The organism is Belnapia sp. AC561, from assembly GCF_979252845.1.
Map to the genome: position 1 here is coordinate 1 of NZ_CEEDBP010000449.1, position 240 is coordinate 240.

The 240-nt window shown below is 68.3% G+C and carries 1 protein-coding gene; it reads left to right on the forward strand.

Annotated elements, in window-relative coordinates:
• On the forward strand, positions 1-240 hold a 240-nt coding region (locus AC0IW9_RS31810), incomplete at both ends, for a rhodanese-like domain-containing protein (RefSeq protein WP_471652270.1).

A 240-nucleotide genomic window follows, 5' to 3' on the forward strand; every position in this document is an offset into this window, starting at 1 on the left:
GATGAAGGGCAATCTCGCCACCGGTGCGGAACAGGTGATCGACGCGCGCAGCGCCACCCGCTTCACCGGCGAAGAACCCGATCCGCACGGCGCCGCGCCCGGCCATATTCCCGGCGCGCTTAGCCTTCCCTATCCGCGCCTGTTCGAGGCGGACGGCACATGGAAGCGCGGTGCGGCACTGTCGGCGGCATTCGAGACGGCGGGGGTCGATTTGAACGCACCGATGACGATGACCTGCGG